The sequence below is a fragment of the Ramlibacter tataouinensis TTB310 genome (genome assembly GCF_000215705.1).
GTDB classification, from domain to species: Bacteria; Pseudomonadota; Gammaproteobacteria; order Burkholderiales; family Burkholderiaceae_C; genus Ramlibacter; species Ramlibacter tataouinensis.
The window spans coordinates 3,594,836-3,609,775 of sequence record NC_015677.1 but is presented as its reverse complement, the minus strand read 5'-3'; the positions used below and the strand labels follow the sequence as shown (position 1 = coordinate 3,609,775).

Annotated in this window: 14 protein-coding genes; 9 read left to right on the top strand and 5 right to left on the bottom strand. The window is 69.2% G+C overall.

Going from position 1 to position 14,940, the window contains the following annotated elements:
• Positions 1–5 precede the first annotated feature (5 nt).
• Entirely contained in the window at positions 6–848 is an 843-nt protein-coding gene (locus tag RTA_RS17365; protein ID WP_041675713.1) for an AAA family ATPase, read from the bottom strand.
• Between the two features lie 75 nt (positions 849–923).
• On the opposite strand from RTA_RS17365, the gene RTA_RS17360 reads away from it, so the two are divergent.
• Positions 924–1,616: a c-type cytochrome gene (locus RTA_RS17360; RefSeq protein WP_041675712.1), complete on the top strand. Its 693-nt coding sequence runs from the start codon at positions 924–926 to the stop codon at positions 1,614–1,616.
• 59 nt (positions 1,617–1,675) lie between these two features.
• Here RTA_RS17360 and RTA_RS17355 read toward each other — a convergent pair whose 3' ends face one another.
• The gene (locus RTA_RS17355) at positions 1,676–2,107 is read right to left on the bottom strand and encodes a DUF1841 family protein (protein WP_041675711.1); all 432 of its coding nucleotides are present in this window, start codon (positions 2,105–2,107) and stop codon (positions 1,676–1,678) included.
• Between the two features lie 143 nt (positions 2,108–2,250).
• Between RTA_RS17355 and RTA_RS17350 the strand changes: the two genes are divergently transcribed.
• The 7 genes from RTA_RS17350 (at position 2,251) to RTA_RS19950 (ending at position 10,451) form a co-directional block, all read left to right on the top strand.
• The gene (locus RTA_RS17350) at positions 2,251–3,210 is read left to right on the top strand and encodes a TAXI family TRAP transporter solute-binding subunit (RefSeq protein WP_013902736.1); all 960 of its coding nucleotides are present in this window, start codon (positions 2,251–2,253) and stop codon (positions 3,208–3,210) included.
• Positions 3,211–3,214: 4 nt separating this feature from the next.
• Complete coding sequence (locus RTA_RS17345) at positions 3,215–5,248, top strand: TRAP transporter permease (protein ID WP_013902735.1); 2,034 nt, start codon at positions 3,215–3,217, stop codon at positions 5,246–5,248.
• Positions 5,249–5,260: 12 nt separating this feature from the next.
• On the top strand, positions 5,261–5,965 hold the full coding sequence (locus RTA_RS17340) for a 3-oxoacid CoA-transferase subunit A (protein ID WP_013902734.1): 705 nt from the start codon (positions 5,261–5,263) through the stop codon (positions 5,963–5,965).
• A 1-nt stretch (position 5,966) separates the two neighbouring features.
• A complete protein-coding gene (locus tag RTA_RS17335) occupies positions 5,967–6,611 on the top strand; it encodes a 3-oxoacid CoA-transferase subunit B (protein WP_013902733.1) in 645 nt (214 codons plus the stop codon).
• 19 nt (positions 6,612–6,630) lie between these two features.
• On the top strand, positions 6,631–7,836 hold the full coding sequence (gene pcaF, locus RTA_RS17330; RefSeq protein WP_013902732.1) for a 3-oxoadipyl-CoA thiolase: 1,206 nt from the start codon (positions 6,631–6,633) through the stop codon (positions 7,834–7,836).
• An 85-nt stretch (positions 7,837–7,921) separates the two neighbouring features.
• Positions 7,922–8,137, top strand: coding sequence for a DUF3606 domain-containing protein (locus tag RTA_RS17325; RefSeq protein WP_013902731.1), 216 nt, complete (start codon positions 7,922–7,924; stop codon positions 8,135–8,137).
• Between the two features lie 79 nt (positions 8,138–8,216).
• The gene (locus RTA_RS19950; protein ID WP_049871326.1) at positions 8,217–10,451 is read left to right on the top strand and encodes an ATP-binding protein; all 2,235 of its coding nucleotides are present in this window, start codon (positions 8,217–8,219) and stop codon (positions 10,449–10,451) included.
• Here RTA_RS19950 and RTA_RS19945 read toward each other — a convergent pair.
• A complete protein-coding gene (locus RTA_RS19945; RefSeq protein WP_049871325.1) occupies positions 10,444–10,824 on the bottom strand; it encodes a hypothetical protein in 381 nt (126 codons plus the stop codon). The genes RTA_RS19950 and RTA_RS19945 overlap by 8 nt on opposite strands.
• Before the next feature lie 9 nt (positions 10,825–10,833).
• Positions 10,834–11,091: a GlsB/YeaQ/YmgE family stress response membrane protein gene (locus tag RTA_RS17310; protein ID WP_013902729.1), complete on the bottom strand. Its 258-nt coding sequence runs from the start codon at positions 11,089–11,091 to the stop codon at positions 10,834–10,836.
• A gap of 153 nt (positions 11,092–11,244) precedes the next feature.
• Here RTA_RS17310 and RTA_RS17305 point away from each other — a divergent pair, with 153 nt between their 5' ends.
• Positions 11,245–12,006: a sulfite exporter TauE/SafE family protein gene (locus RTA_RS17305; RefSeq protein WP_013902728.1), complete on the top strand. Its 762-nt coding sequence runs from the start codon at positions 11,245–11,247 to the stop codon at positions 12,004–12,006.
• 6 nt (positions 12,007–12,012) lie between these two features.
• On the opposite strand, the gene RTA_RS17300 is transcribed toward RTA_RS17305, so the two are convergent.
• Positions 12,013–14,856: a PAS domain S-box protein gene (locus RTA_RS17300; RefSeq protein WP_049871324.1), complete on the bottom strand. Its 2,844-nt coding sequence runs from the start codon at positions 14,854–14,856 to the stop codon at positions 12,013–12,015.
• Positions 14,857–14,940: the final 84 nt, after the last annotated feature.

Below are 14,940 nucleotides of genomic sequence, written 5' to 3'. Positions count from 1 at the left end.
GTCCTTCAGCGGTTGTGCCGCTGCATGAACACCAGCTTCTCGAACAGGGTCACGTCCTGCTCGTTCTTCAGCAGGGCGCCCACCAGCGGCGGCACGGCGACCTTGTCCTCCTTGCTTTGCAGCGCCTCCAGCGGGATGTCCTCGGCCACCAGCAGCTTGAGCCAGTCCAGCAGCTCGCTGGTGGAGGGCTTCTTCTTCAGGCCGGGCAGGTTGCGCACGTCGTAGAAGGTCTTCATCGCCGCGGCGAGCAGCTCCTTCTTCAGGCCGGGGAAGTGCACGTCGACGATCCGCCGCATGGTGTCGGCATCGGGGAACTTGATGTAGTGGAAGAAGCAGCGGCGCAGGAAGGCGTCGGGCAGCTCCTTCTCGTTGTTGGAGGTGATGAACACCAGCGGCCGGTGCCGGGCCTTGACCAGTTCGCGCGTCTCGTAGACGTAGAACTCCATGCGGTCGAGCTCGCGCAGCAGGTCGTTGGGGAATTCGATGTCGGCCTTGTCGATCTCGTCGATCAGCAGCGCCACCGGCTGCTCCGCGGTGAAGGCCTGCCACAGCACGCCCTTGACGATGTAGTTGTGGATGTCCTTGACCTTCTCGTCGCCCAGCTGGCTGTCGCGCAGCCGGCTCACCGCGTCGTACTCGTACAGGCCCTGTTGCGCCTTGGTGGTGGACTTGATGTGCCACTGCAGCAGCGGCATGCCCAGCGCCTGCGCCACCTCCTCGGCCAGCATGGTCTTGCCGGTGCCGGGCTCGCCCTTGACCAGCAGCGGCCGCTTGAGCGTGATGGCCGCGTTGACGGCCAGCATCAGGTCCTGGGTGGCGACGTAGTTCTGGGAGCCTTGGAATTTCATGGGCGGTACGGGAGGCGGCACGCCGAATGACGAGCCATATAATCGCAGGTTGATTTGACGATTGTGCTCGCAAAAATGACCAAGCTGTTCGCCTCGTTGTTCGCCCTGCTTGTCGCCTCAGCGACCGTGTACGCGCAGGCGCCTGCGGCCTCCACCCAGGCGCCGGGGGCCACGCAGTCGGGTCCTTCCGGCGGGGGCGCCCAGTCGATCGAGGCCAAGGTCGCCCAGTGCATCGGCTGCCACGGCATCCAGGGCTACCAGGCCAGCTTCCCCGAGGTCTACAAGGTGCCCATGATCTCGGGCCAGAGCGCCAAGTACATCGTGGCCGCGCTCAATGCCTACAAGACCGGCGACCGCAAGCACCCGACCATGCGCAGCATCGGCAACATCCTGTCCGAGCAGGAGATGGGCGAGATCGCCGCCTACTACGAGCGCCAGGGCGCCAAGCCCGTGGACGCGGCGGTGCCGCAGCCCAACGCCCAAGTCGCCGCGCTGCTGCAGAAGGCGGCCTGCGCCTCCTGCCACGGCGCCAACTACTCCAAGCCCATCGATCCGACCTATCCCAAGATCGCGGGCCAGCATGCGGATTACCTGTTCGTCGCGCTCAAGTCGTACAAGACCGAGAACAACCCGGTCCTGGGCCGCAACAACGGCGTCATGGGCGCCATCTCCAAGCAGTTCAGCAACGCCGAGCTCAAGGCCCTGGCCAACTACATCGGCTCGCTGGACGGCGAGCTGAGGACGCAGCCGGAAGACAAGTTCCGATAACGTCCTTCGGACGGAAGTGAAAACAAGGCCCGCTCAAGCGGGCCTTGTCCTTGGTGGGTTCATTTCGTGGCCCGGCGCTGCACGCAGGCGATGTAGGCCTGACCGTCGGGCGGCCGGCCGGCGCGCTGGCTTTCCCACAGCATCTGGCCCAGGCATTCCATGGCCTCGTGGTGCGCGTCGTGCAGGGAGTTGCGGCGCGCGGCCAGCAGCTCGACGGCCTGGCGGATGCCGCGCGGCTGGTCGATGGAGCACTGCTCGCTGATCGACAGGTGCATGGACAGATGCAGGAAGGGATTGGCCTGGCTCTGGCTCCCGTCATACACGCGGGCCACGGCTGCCTCGGCGTCGGCCAGGTCGGGGTCGTACTCGGGGTGCTCCAGCAGCCACTGGCTGGCCAACGTCTCAAGAGCATCCAGCGGCTGGCCGGCGCGGGCCTTGGCATGCACGCCGCAGAAGAAGCGGCGCACGTCTTCCTGGGACGGGCTGAACATGGTTTCAGGTTAGCACGCCGGCCCGGCCGCTCCTGCGGACTGCTGGAAAGTCTGTAGAGACCGCGGGGACCCCCGCTGCCAGAATGGGCCGGCCCCCGCCCGCCTCTTCCGGGCCCAGGGAACTTTCTTATTCGGAGACAACCATGAAGCCCATCAGAACCGTGTTCCTCGGTCTGCTCGCCGGTCTCGGCCTGGCGTTCGCCGTCCAGGCGCAGAACATCTCGATCGCCACCGGCGGCACCGGCGGCGTGTACTACCCCATGGGCGGCGGCCTGGCGGCCGTGCTGTCCAAGCACGTGCCCGGCATGCAGGCCACGGCCGAAGTGACCGGCGGCTCGGTCGACAACCTCAAGCTGATCGGCAGCGGCAAGCCCTACGTCGGCTTCTCGATGAGCGACGCCGCGCTGGACGCGCTGCAAGGCGAGGACAAGTTCAAGGGCAACAAGGTGCCGGTGAGCACGCTGATGGTGCTGTACCCCAACCGCATGCACCTGGTCAGCATCGAGGGCAAGGGCGTCAACAAGTTCGGCGACCTCAAAGGCAAGCGGGTGTCCACCGGCTCCCCCGGCAGCGCGACCGAAGTCATGGCCTTCCGCCTGATCGAGGCCGCCGGCCTGGACAAGGACAAGGACATGAAGCGCGAGCGCCTCTCGGTCGCCGAGTCCGTCAACGCGCTGAAGGACGGCAAGATCGACGCCTTCTTCTGGGTCGGCGGCCTGCCGACGGCGGCGGTGTCCGACCTGGCCAACACGCCCGGCACCAAGCTCAAGATGATCGACCACGCCGAGCTGGTTCCCGCCATGAACAAGAAATACGGCAACCTGTACGTGCAGGACACCATCCCCAAGGACGTCTACAAGGGCATGGACGGCGACAACAAGCAGGCCACCGTCATGAACATCCTGGTCGCGCACCAGAACATGGACGAGAAGACCGCCTACAACATCGTCAAGACCATCTTCGACAAGAAGGCGGACATGGTGGCGGTGCACAAGGAAGCCGAGAACTTCAAGTACGAGAACCAGAAGAAGGAAGCCTCGCCGATCCCGTGGCATCCGGGCGCGGTCAAGTACTTCGCGGAAAAAGGCATCAAGCTGAACTGACCGCATGACGGAACACCAGCACCAGGCAGAGCGGGCCCAGCTCAGCGCCGACATCGACGCGGCGGCGCTGCGCAAGGCCGAGGATTACATCGAGCAGGAGGAGGGCGCGGCCAACAGGCTCAAGGGCTGGCTGGCCGCCTTCGTCACGCTGGTGGCCGTCGCCATGTCGGCATACCACCTGTATTCCGCGTACACGATCGTGCCCGCGCAGACGCTGCGCGCCACGCACCTGGCTTTCGTGCTGTTCCTGTGCTTCCTGGTGTTCCCCGTCGCGCGGCGCTTCCGCCACCGCATCATGTGGTGGGACTGGATCGCCGCGCTCGCTTCGATCGCGGTCGCCTATTACCTGATCCAGGGCGGCGACGATCTCACCGACCGCAACACGACCCCGCTGCCCTGGGACATCTTCTTCGGCGTGATCCTGATCGTGCTGGTGCTGGAGGCGATGCGCCGCACCTCCGGCTGGATCATGCCCATCATCTGCGCCGCCTTCCTGGCCTACGCGCTGGGGGGGCCGTGGCTGCCTGCGCCCTGGACGCACAAGGGCTACGAAGTCGGCCGCCTGATCGGGGTGATGTACATGACGCTGGAGGGCATCTTCGGCGTGGCGCTGGACGTGTCGTCCACCCTCATCATCCTGTTCACCATCTTCGGCGCCTTCCTGCAGTACTCCGGCGCCGGGAAGTTCTACCTGGACTTCTCCTTCTCCGCGATGGGCGGCAAGCCCACGGGCGCCGGGCGCACGGTGGTGCTGGCCTCCTTCCTGCTGGGCGGTCCCTCCGGGTCCGGCGTGGCCACTACCGTGACGCTCGGCTCCGTCGCGTATCCGATGCTGCAGAAGGTCGGCTACGAGAAAAACGCGGCCGGGGGACTGCTGTCCGCCGGCGGCCTGGGCGCCATCATCTCGCCGCCCGTGCTGGGGGCGGCGGCCTTCCTGATCGCCGAGTTCCTCAAGATCTCCTATCTCGACGTGCTGCTGATGGCGGTGATTCCCACCGTCCTCTTCTACTTCGCGCTGTTCCTGATGGTGGAGATCGATGCGCGCAAGTACGGCATGCACGAGGCCGTGTTCGAGCAGGTCGACTCGGTCTGGAACCTCACGCGCAAGTACTGGTTCCACTTCCTGTCGCTGATCTCCATCGTGGTCTTCATGCTGTGGGGTTTCTCGCCCGTGATGTCGGTGTTCTGGGCGACGGTGGTGTCGCTGGCCACCAGCTTCGTGCGGCGCGACACGGCACTGATCCCGTACGACATCTTCCGCGGCGGCGGCACCGGCCGCAAGCTGGCCCGCTCGCCTCTGGTCAAGGCGCTGGAGGGCGGCTCCATCGGCGTGCTGAACGTGGCGGCCACCTGCGCCGGCGCCGGCATCATCGTCGGCGTGGTCACGTTGACCGGCCTGGGCCTGAAGTTCAGCTCCATCGTGATCGACTACGCCGGCGGCTCGCTGCTGCTCACCGCCGTCTTCACCGCACTGGTGGTGTGGATCGTCGGCCTGGCGGTGCCGGTCACCGCCTCGTACATCATCTGTGCCGTGATCGCCGCGCCCGCGCTGATCAAGCTGGGCGTGCCGGAGTACGCGGCGCACATGTTCATCTTCTACTACGCCGTCCTGTCGGAGGTGTCGCCGCCGACCGCGCTGTCGCCCTTCGCCGCAGCCGCCATCACCGGAGGCGACCCGTACAGGACCACGCTGCAGTGCTGGAAGTACACGGTGCCGGCTTTTCTGCTGCCCTTCATGTTCGTGCTGGATCCTGCTGGCTACGGGCTGCTGCTGATGGGCTCGACGAAGGCACTCGCCACCGCCGACTGGTGGCTGATCGCCGAGGTCACCGTGACGGCGGCGATCGGCATCGCGGCGCTGGCCGCCGGCTTCCAGGGCTGGGCCCTGCGCCGCGCCAGCCGCATCGAACGCACGCTGCTGATCGTGGCCGGTTTCGCGCTGGCCTATCCGACGAGGATGGCCGACCTGGTGGGGATCGCGCTGGTGATGGCCGTGCTGGCGGTGCAGTACCTGTGGCCGCAACCCCAGACGGCCTGACCCGGCAAGCACATGATCGACAAGATCGCACCCTCGATCGGGCAGGCGCTGGCCGGCACGCGCGACGGCGCGACGGTGATGATCGGCGGCTTCGGCACCGCGGGCATCCCGGGCGAGCTGATCGACGGCCTGCTCGCGCAAGGCGCGCGCGACCTCACCGTGGTCAACAACAACGCAGGCAACGGCGACACCGGCCTGGCCGCGCTGCTCAAGGCCGGCCGGGTGCGCAAGATCATCTGCAGCTTCCCCCGGCAGGCCGACAGCCACGTCTTCGACGCCCTCTACCGCGACGGCAGGATCGAGCTGGAACTGGTGCCCCAGGGCAACCTGGCCGAACGCATCCGCGCCGCCGGGGCCGGCATCGGCGGCTTCTTCACGCCCACCGGCTACGGCACGCCGCTGGCGCAGGGCAAGGAGGTGCGCGAGATCGACGGCCGCATGCACGTGCTGGAATACCCCATCCATGCCGACCTGGCCCTGATCAAGGCCGAGCGCGGCGACCGCTGGGGCAACCTGACCTACCGCAAGGCGGCGCGCAACTTCGGTCCGGTGATGGCCATGGCCGCCCGGCGCACCGTGGCGACGGTGCACGAGATCGTCGAGCTCGGCGCGCTGGACCCCGAGGCCGTGGTCACGCCCGGCATCTTCGTCAGCCAGGTGGTGCGCATCCCGCGCACCCGCACCCAGGCCGGCGGCTTCATCAAGCGGGCGGACTGAGATGAGCTGGCAACGACGCAGCAAGGACCAGTTGGCGCGCCGCGTGGCGCAGGACATCCACGACGGCGCGGTCGTCAACCTGGGCATAGGCATGCCCACGCTGGTGGCCAACCACCTGCCGGAAGGCAGCGAGGTCGTCCTGCACAGCGAGAACGGCATCCTGGGCATGGGCCCGGCGCCGGCCGCGGGCCAGGAGGACTACGACCTCATCAACGCCGGCAAGCAGCCGGTGACGCTGCTGCCGGGCGGCGCCTACTTCCACCATGCCGACAGCTTCGCCATGATGCGCGGCGGCCACCTGGACATCTGCGTGCTGGGCGCCTTCCAGGTCTCGGCCGGCGGCGACCTGGCCAACTGGCACACCGGCGAGCCCGGCGCCATCCCGGCGGTGGGCGGTGCCATGGACCTGGCCGTAGGCGCGCGCCAGACCTGGGTGATGATGGACCTGCTGACCAAGCAGGGCGCCAGCAAGGTCGTGCAGCGCTGCACCTACCCGCTGACCGGGGTGGCCTGCGTCAAGCGCATCTACACGGACCTTGCTACGCTTGCCTGCTCGCCGGCCGGCCTGCAGCTCATCGATTGCGTGGACGGCCTGTCGCGCACCGAACTGGAACGACTGGTCGGCCTGCCCATCAGGGCGGGTTGACTGCCTGGGAGACTTCGACATGACCCGCCAAGCCTTCATCTGCGACGCCATCCGCACCCCCTTCGGCCGCTACGGCGGCGCCCTGTCCTCGGTGCGCACCGACGACCTGGCGGCCATCCCGATCAAGGCCCTGATGGAGCGCAACGCCAGGGTCGACTGGCAGGCCGTGGCCGACGTGCTGTACGGCTGCGCCAACCAGGCCGGCGAGGACAACCGCAACGTGGCGCGCATGGCGGCGCTGCTGGCCGGCCTGCCCATCGACGTGCCGGGCGCCACCATCAACCGCCTGTGCGGCTCGGGGCTGGATGCGGTGGGCTCGGCCGCGCGCGCCATCAAGGCCGGCGAGGCCGGCCTGATGATCGCAGGCGGCGTCGAGAGCATGAGCCGCGCACCCTTCGTCATGCCCAAGGCCGAGAGCGCCTTCTCGCGCAGCAACACCGTGTACGACACCACCATCGGCTGGCGCTTCGTCAACCGGCTGATGAAGGAACGCTACGGCGTGGACTCCATGCCGGAGACCGCGGAGAACGTGGCGGTAGACCACGGGATCGGGCGGGAGGCCCAGGACCGCATGGCGCTGGCCTCGCAGATGAAGGCGGTGGCCGCGCAGAAGGCGGGGTTCTTCGATGCCGAGATCACGCCCGTGACCATCCCTCAGAAGAAGGGCGAGCCCCTGGTGGTGGCCAGGGACGAGCACCCGCGCGAGACCAGCCTGGAGACGCTGGCCAAACTCAAGGGCGTGGTCAGGCCCGAGGGCAGCGTCACCGCCGGCAACGCCAGCGGCGTGAACGACGGGGCCTGCGCGCTGCTGCTGGCCGATGAATCCAGCGCGGCCCGGCACGGCCTGACGCCGCGCGCCCGCATCGTCGGCATGGCCACGGCCGGCGTGGCGCCGCGCGTCATGGGCATAGGCCCCGCACCCGCCACCCAGAAGGTGCTGGCGCAGACCGACCTCAGGCTCGAACAGATCGACGTGATCGAGCTGAACGAAGCCTTCGCCGCGCAGGGCCTGGCGGTGCTGCGCCTGCTCGGCCTGGCCGACGACGACGCGCGCGTCAACCCGAACGGCGGCGCCATCGCCCTGGGCCACCCCCTGGGCGCATCCGGCGCGCGGCTGGCGACCACCGCCGTCAACCAGCTGCATCGCAGCGGCGGCCGCTATGCCCTGTGCACCATGTGCATCGGCGTCGGGCAAGGCATCGCGATGATCCTGGAACGCGTCTGAGCCTCGGCGGCACGGCGTCCTACACCGGGGCCGCGCCCGGCTCCCTAGCATCGCGTCAGTCTTTTGAATTGCAGGGAGCACACGCATGTTGTTCGCACAGAACCGGCCCGAGGCCACCAGCCGCGACCGCATCGACGTCAAGCAGGAATACGAACTCTGTGTCTGGGCCCGCTACTTCAACGTGAGCGAAAAGCGGGTGAAGGAGGCGGTGGCCGCCGTCGGCGACCGTGCCGACCGCGTGAGCCAGCACCTGGGCAGCCGCGGCACCTCCTCGCGCAGCGAGCGTCCTTCCGGCGCCTGAGGGCCGGGGCCCCTGAGGGCCGGGGCCTGACCTTCTGCGCCACCGGACTGCCGAGTTCGGGCGACAATGCCCGGCTCGCATGTCCCGCTCCACGAAATCCCTACGCTCGCGCCTGGTCAGCCTGGTGGTCGCCGTCATGGCGCCCGCCCTGCTGGCGAGCGCAGCCGCCATCTTCTACGTCTACCAGGAAGAGCAGGCGGCCTTTCAGCGTGCCATGCGCGAAGCCACCAGGGCCATGGCCCTGGTGGTCGAGCGGGAGCTGGCCAAGCGCGAGACCCTGGTCCGCACCCTGGCGGGTTCGCCGACCCTGACACGCGGCGACCTGGCCGCCTTCCACCAGTATGCGCAGGCCATGGCGCCGGCGAACGACACGGTCATCGTCCTGTCCGACCTGTCCGGCCAGCAGCTGCTCAACACCCGCCGCCCGTTCGGCGAAACCGCGCTGCCCAGGACCGTCTTCGCAGAGGCGCGCCGGCGCGCAGGGCCGATGGCCACCCTGGTGTCCGACCTGTACTGGGCGCCGCTGGGCAAGCAGCACAGCTTCGCGGTCGAGGTGCCGGTGGTGCGCGACGGACGCGTCCTGTACTACCTCAGCGTGGGCGGCTTCGCCTCGCACCTGCAGCCCGTCCTGGGCGACCAGAACCTTCCTGAACGCTGGATAGGTTCGATCATCGACACCCGGGGCGTCATCGTCGCGCGCAGCATCGCCCCGGAGAAGATCGTCGGCCGCACGGTGCCGCCCGCCATGCTGCAGGCGCTCGCCCAGCAGCAGGAAGGCGCTTTCCGCACCGTTTCCCTGGATGGAGTCCCGGTGCTGGCCTCGTTCAGCAAGTCGCGCGTGTACGGATGGGGGTTCATCATCGGGGTGCCCCTGCGGGAGATCACATCGCCGCTCAATGCCGCGGGCGCTTTCGCGCTGGCGTCGCTGGCCTTGCTGGCTGCGGCCCTGGCCGGCGCCCTGTGGGTGGCGCGCCAGCTGGTCGGACCGGTGCGCCAGGTGGCGCAGGCCTCCGAAGCCATCGGGCAAGGCGGCGCGGTCGAGCCGGCCGGCACCGGACTGGCGGAGACCGACAAGGTCATGCGGGCGCTCGCGGCGGCCAGCCGGTCCATCCGCGACGCCAACGAGGCGATGCAGGCGCGGGTGGCGGATGCCCTGGCCGAGGCGGAAAAGGCGCAGCGCATCGTGGTGCAGAACCAGCGGCTGGAGGCCATCGGCCACCTCACAGGCGGCGTGGCCCACGACTTCAATAACCTGCTGATGGTGGTGAGCAACAACGTGCACCTGCTGCGCCGCCAGCGTCCCGAGCTGCAGGGCAGCACGCCCCTGGCCGGCATCGAGCGGGCGGTCGCCACCGGCACCAAGCTGACGCGCCAGCTGCTGGCCTTCGCGCGCCGGCAGGCCCTGCGCCCGGAGCTGATCCGTTTGCAGGACCGGTTGCCGGACCTGATGGACCTGGTGCGTCCCACGCTGCACGGCGGGATCGAGGTGCGCTGCGAGGTGGACCCCGCAACCCCGCTGGTCCGGGTCGACCCCGCGGAGTTCGAGCTGGCCCTCATCAACCTGGCCGTGAACGCCCGCGATGCGATGGAGCAGGGCGGCCGGCTGTCGTTCCGCGCGCGCCCGGCGCCAGGAGGCCTGGCCGTGATCGAGGTGGCGGACACGGGAAAGGGGATTGAGCCCCAGGTGATGGCCCGCGTGTTCGAGCCGTTCTTCACCACCAAGCCGGTGGGCCACGGCACCGGGCTGGGATTGAGCCAGGTGTACGGCTTCGCGGCCCAGGCGCAGGGCAGGGCGGAGATCGAGAGCGAGCCTGGCCGCGGCACCGTGGTGCGCCTGTGTCTGCCTGCCGCAACGACGCAGGAGGCGGTCTGCGACGGGCAGGAGGCCGCCGACCCCGGATCGTCCGTCGGCGACGGGCTGCTGCTTCTGGTCGAGGACAACCTGGAGCTGGCGGCCGTCACCCAGGACATGCTGCGGCAGTCCGGCTATGCCGTCCGCCACGTGGCCAGCGGCGATGAAGCCCGGGCCCTGCTGGCCGCCGGCGAGCCTTTCGAGGCCGTGCTGAGCGACATGCGCATGCCCGGGCGCACCAGCGGGCTGGACCTGGCGTCCTGGCTGAGGCAGCAGGGGGACCAGATCCCCATCGTGCTGATGACCGGCTACAGCGCGGAGCTGGAGCGGGCGGGGCGCCTGCAGTTCGAGGTGGTGTCCAAGCCCTGTCCGCCGGAGCAGCTGCTGGCCATGCTGCGGCAGGCCGTGGAGCGGGCACGGGCCGCCCGCCGGCAAGTGGCGGCCGCCAAAGAGGCTAAGTGAGGGTGCCGGCCGGCGAGGCCGCAGCGCGCGCGGGCTCGCCGGCCAGCGCCGCCCGCGCCTGCATCTCGTCGATCCCCAGCCAGTAGCCGGTGGCCAGGGTGCGTGCGACCGAGGGCAGGCTGCTGCCGTAGGCCAGCGACACCCGGTAGGCCTCGACTTCATAGGCCAGGCGATGCGCGCGGCTGGTCGCGTAGCGCCACCAGAAGCGCAGCAGGCCGTCGCGCCGCATCTGGCGCGCGTGCACCTCCTCGTGCGCCAGCAAGCCGACGTCGCCGCGGCAGCGCGGATGGATCAGGATCAGGTTGGGCGCCAGGGTCATGCCCTGGGCCCAGATCAGCAGGCGGGTGTGGATGACCCGGGCGCGTGCGGCCACGGCGCCGAGTCAGGTGCGATGGGAACGGCCGCGGAACATGCCGTAGATGACCAGCAGGAGGATGGCGCCGACGACCGAGGCGATCCAGCCGGCCGGCTCGCCCGGGCGGTACCAGCCCAGGGCCGCGCCCGCGTACTGGGCAATGACCGAGCCGGCGACACCCAGCAGGGTGGTCATGATCAGGCCCATCTTGTCGTTGCCGGGCTTGAGGGCGCGGGCCAGCAGGCCCACCACGAAACCGACCAGGATGGTGGCGATGACGGACATAGATTCTCCTCGCTGAACAGAACTGAGCGGGCATCGTAGGGGCGGGCGGGCGCGCCGCCTTGTAGGTCGGGGCTGGCAGCCGGCGTACGCGCGAGGCTCATCGACGGCCGCCTATGATGCTCGCGTGCGCAACCCTCCGCCGGGGCGGCGGCCATGAGCCTGCCCCTGATCACCGATCCCTTCTTCTATGCCGTGGCCGTGCCGGCCGTGCTGCTGCTGGGCATCAGCAAGAGCGGCTTCGGCGCGGGCTTCGGTTCGCTGGCGGTGCCGCTGATGGCGTTGGCGGTCACCGTGCCGCAGGCCGCCGCCATCCTGATGCCCGTGCTGCTGGTGATGGACCTGCTGGGCCTGCACGCCTGGCGGCGGCATTTTGACTGGAAGCTGATCCGCTTCCTGCTGCCCTTCGGCCTGCTGGGCACGGTGGTGGGCACCCTGCTGTTCAAGCTGCTGGATGCCAGGCTGGTGGCCGGCATCGTGGGCATGTTCACGCTGCTGTTCCTGGCGCAGCGCCTGCTGTTCCCGCCCCGGCCGGACAGCCCGCCGCCGCCGCGCTGGCTGGGCGCGCTGCTGACCACCACCTCGGGGTTCACCAGCTTCGTGGCCCATGCGGGCGGTCCGCCCATCAACGCCTACGTGATCCCCATGAAGCTGCCGCCACCGGTGTTCACGGCCACCATGGCGGTCTTCTTCTTCGTGGTGAACCTGAGCAAGTGGGGGCCCTATGCCTGGCTGGGGCTGCTGGACCTGCGCAACATGGCGACCTCGGCGGCGCTGCTGCCGCTGGCGCCGGTCGGCGTGCTGGTGGGCGTGCGCATCGCCCGGCGCATCGCCCCCGTGCTGTTCTACCGCTTCATCTATGCCGGCATGCTGCTGACCGGCGGCAAGCTGGTGTGGGACGGCTTCTTCGCGCGCTGACCCGCTTCAGCCGCCCAACTGGGCTTGCAGCGCCGCCATGAGCTCGGCCAGCGGGCGCGCCAGCGCCTCCACGGCCTGGTCCACCTGACCGGCGGTGCCGCCTTCGCGCAGCAGCAGCTCCAGCGCCTGCGCGTGGGCCGCGACCGCGGTAGCCCCCAGCATGCCGGCCGTGCCCACCAGGGTATGGGCCAGCCGCTCCGCCAAGGTACGGTCCCCCGCCTGAAGCGCCTGCCGGATGCGCTCGGGCAGGTCCCGCTGGCTCGCCCTGAAGCGTCCGAGCATGTCGAGGTAGAGCGAAGGCTTGCCCATCATGTGCGACAGGCCCTTGGCGGTGTCCAGGCCGGCGATGCCGCTGGGCAGCCGGGGCTGCGCCGGCACGTCCGCGGCCGGCGGCACCGCCTCGGGCCGCGGCTGCGCCGCCGTGGGCCGCACCCACTGGCGCAGCGTCTGCCAGACCTGGTCGGGCTCGATCGGCTTGGCCAGGAAGGCGTTCATGCCCGCCTCCAGGCAGTCGCGCCGGTTCTGCTCCATGACGCTGGCCGTGACGGCCACCACCGGCAGCTTGCGCAGCCGCTCGATCTTGCGGATCTCCCGGGTGGCGGTCAGGCCGTCCATCACGGGCATCTGCATGTCCATGAACACCAGGTCGTAGTCGCGGCAGGCCAGCAGGTCCAGCGCCGCGCGGCCGTGCTCGGCCACCTCCACTACCAGGCCGGCGGATTGCAGCAGTTCCGTGACCACCTGCTGGTTGATCTCGTTGTCCTCCACCACCAGGATGCGCGCGCCGCGCAGCACCGCCAGCCCGTCGTCGGCCGGCGATGGCCGCGGCAAGGCGGGCACCGCCGGGGCTGCGCGGCCGGTTGGCACCGCCTGTCCGCCTGCCCGGGCGATGCCCAGGCGGGCGGAAAACCAGAACACGCTGCCCTTGCCCCATTCGCTTTCCACGCCCACCTCGCCCCCCATCAGCCGGGCCAGGTTCTTGCAGATCGCCAGGCCCAGGCCCGTGCCGCCGTACTTGCGCGTGGTCGAGGTGTCGGCCTGCGAGAAGCCCAGGAACAGCCTGTCCGTCTGCTGGGGCGTGAGCCCGATGCCGGTGTCGCGCACCCGGAACAGCAGCTGCGCGTCGGTGTCGGTGACCTGGCCGACGCGCACCGAGATCACGATCTCGCCACGCTCTGTGAACTTGACCGCATTGTTGGCGTAGTTGAGCAGCACCTGGCCCAGGCGCAGCGGGTCGCCCACCAGGGTGGCGGGCACGTCGGGCGCGACTTCGAAGATCAGCTCCAGGCCCTTGGACTGGCACTTCTCGCCGACCAGGTCGCTGATGTTGTCGAACACCTCCTGCAGCGCGAATTGCGCGCTCTCCAGCTCGAGCCGGCCCGCTTCCACCTTGGAGAAATCCAGGATGTCGTCGATCAGCTCCAGCAGGTGCCGCCCGGAGCTCTGCACCTTGAGCATGTAGTCGCGCTGGCGGGCGTCGAGCTCGGTCGCCAGCACCTGCCGCGACAGGCCGATGACCGCGTTGAGCGGGGTGCGGATCTCGTGGCTCATGTTGGCCAGGAAGTCCGACTTCAGGCGCACGGCTTCCTCGGCCGCGTCCTTGGCGCGCCGGTTCTCCTCCTCGATGCGCTTGCGCTCGGTGATGTTGCGGCAGACGCCCAGCACGCCCTGGGCCTGGCCGTCCTCGTTCCACAGCGGCGAGACCACGGTCTCGAACAGCAGGCGCCGGCCGTCCGGCTGGTCGATCCAGTTCTCCGACGACTGCTTCTGCAGGGTCAGCATCGCCAGCCGGTCGCGCTGGGTGATGGCCTCGGCCATGTCCCGGGGGAAAAGGTCGAAGGAGCCTTTGCCGCGCACGTCCGCCATGCCCCGGCCGAAGGTCATGCGGTAAGCCTCGTTGCAGCCGAGATAGCGGCCCTGCCGGTCCTTGTAGAACACCGGGTCGGGGATGGAATCGATCAGCAGCTCCAGGGTGGCCTGCTGGCGCCGGGTCTCCCGTTCGGCCTTACGCTGCTGCGTCACGTCCTTGAGGCTGGCGATGTAGATCTTGCGCTCGCCGTCCTGGATCATGCCGACCGTGATGTCGGCATCCCGCAGCGAACCGTCCCTGCGCCGGTGCTGCCGCGACAGGTTCACCTGCTCGCCATGCCGCAGGGCCTGCGCCATGGCCTTCCACTCGTCGGTTTCGAAGAAGCTGTCGAAATCCCGCACCGCGATGCCCAGCAGCTGTTCGAGGCGGCAGCCCAGGTGGCGGCAGGCGGCCGGGTTGGCGTAGGTCAGGGTGCCGGAGTCGCCGTCGATCCACAGCATGGGCCCGCTGTTCTCCAGCACCCGGTGGTTGAACAGCATCTTCTCCTCGTAGCGCAGGCGCTCCGTGACGTCCCGGTAGGTGATCACCGTGCCGACGCAGTCGCCGTTGACGCGCTGGGCGGTGGCATGCCGTTCGATCACCCGGCCATCGCTCAGGGCGACGAGGTTGAGTTCCTCGTTGTCCGGCTCGCGCCGGCGCCTCGCCACCTGCGCCCGCAGGGCCGCGGGGTCGAGCGCGCGCGTGGCCATGAACTCCACCAGGCCGTCCGGGGTCAGCTCCGCCAGCCGGTCCTTCGGGATGCCCCAGATCTCGACGAAGCGGGTGTTGTAGTGCAGCGAACCGTCGGCCAGGTTGATGGACAGGATGCCGTCGCCGGTGGCGTCCAGCGTCGCCCTCAACAATTGGTTCGACTGCTGCAGCGCGGCCAGCCGGGCCTGGGCCTCGCCCAGTTCCAAGCGCAGGCGGGCCTCTTCGGCGGCTTGGACCGTGGTGCCCGCGCCGGCCAATTCGGCGGTCAGGACGTGGGGGGCTCGGTCCATGGGATTGATTACTGTCGGGTATTTCCGATGACACCATCGTTTTACGGACAGGTTCTAGGCAAATGGCCTAAGGCGCTTAAGGCG